Genomic DNA, 1,531 nt, shown 5'->3' on the forward strand with positions numbered 1-1,531 from the left:
TTCCAGCTTCTTTCATTTCATCTTGAAGAGTTGTTGTTCCCGATTCTTGCCCACTCGCTACCCCTGGGTTTTCGTTCCCTCCTTTTTTCATGTCTTCTTGAATAGATGGCATACCACCATTCTTTTTATCTTTTTCCTTATTTAAGTTACCTTTTTCTTTTTCCTTATTTGCTACATCATTTCCATTTGCTTTCTTCTCACCAGCTTTTTTCATTTGATCTTGTAATGAATCTTTATTTTCAGATTCATTTCCATTTTTCAAGCCGCTTATGAGACCAGCCATTCCACCTGTTGCCATCGCTGCCGCACTTGCGGTTTTAGCCGCTGCAACACCAGTTCCTTGGGCTGCACCTTTCGCTCCTTTTCCAATCATATTTCCGAGACCCTTCATTGGTTTTGAACTTGCAAGACTAGCGATTCCTTTACCAAGTGCGTAACCACCTACTAACATGCCCCAACTGCTTTTTAATCCAATATCTATACCGAATAACCTTTCTACGACTGCCGGCCCATCTAGAACTGCCATACTAAATGCGGCTAATGCAATAAGATACGGCACACCACTTAATTTATCATGGAGAAACGTTGTTCCCATTATATATAGCTTCAAAGATAGGAATATCATAATCGTTGCTATAAATATATTGAGGATATTAGATAATACAGCTTTTAACTTTTGACCATTGGCAACATCGGCTGGTGCTAATATGTTCGCTAATAAATAGTTAAATGCCAATTCATAAAATAACCTAGCTAATTTAATACTCACCAATAACAAAGTTAATCCTGTTATCAGTAACGTAAAGAATATATTCCAGAAATTCCAATGCCAGCGATAATACTTTTCTGGAAAGAAATCAAACCATCCATCTTTTAATTCAGCTAAAGATGCAACTCCTAACGCATCCATTACTCGTTTATTTTTCAAAATTTTCTTTCCGTTATCTGATAAATCTTTGTCCTTTGTAAATTCAAAATCCTCATCTATTTTTTCAGTAATATCAATCTGTCTAATATTTTTTTCAGGAATATTGTTTTTCGGATTCATATCCTCTTTCTTTTTCCATCCATTTTGATCTATTACTGCAACATCGGTTATATTCTTTTTAATAATTTCATCACTTAAAGAACCCTTTTGTTCAGATTTCACAACAGCTATGGCATCATCGGTGAACTTATCGACCTTTGTCATACCAGTACTTAATAAACAAAGTACACTCAATGTTACGAAAATATTGATGATAATTTGAGAACGGTTCATTTGTTTGTTCATAATAAACATGTAGCCAATATATAAAAACGAAATGGCTAAAAGAACGACAAACAATGGATATAACATATCAACAAAATTTTGTATCTCCGGTGAATTAAAGAATCCTTTAATCCCAAGTATGGCATCTGTCACACCTTCTAAAGCATCTACAACCAAAGATAAACCTACAATTAGGAACCATCCTAGCCAACGCAATACATAATTCACGATGTCTCCTACTTGAAGATAATCCGAGAACGATTCTAAAACCTTTAAAAT

1 protein-coding gene is annotated in these 1,531 nt (G+C 34.9%); it reads right to left on the reverse strand.

The genetic code is table 11. From position 1 onward, the window contains the following. The coding region (locus BM089_RS30400; protein ID WP_346725746.1) for a pLS20_p028 family conjugation system transmembrane protein at nt 1-1,531 on the reverse strand (1,531 nt) is incomplete at both ends.

It is taken from the genome of Bacillus sp. 5mfcol3.1 (assembly GCF_900114335.1).
In the GTDB taxonomy this organism is placed as follows: Bacteria; Bacillota; Bacilli; order Bacillales; family Bacillaceae_G; genus Bacillus_A; species Bacillus_A thuringiensis_S.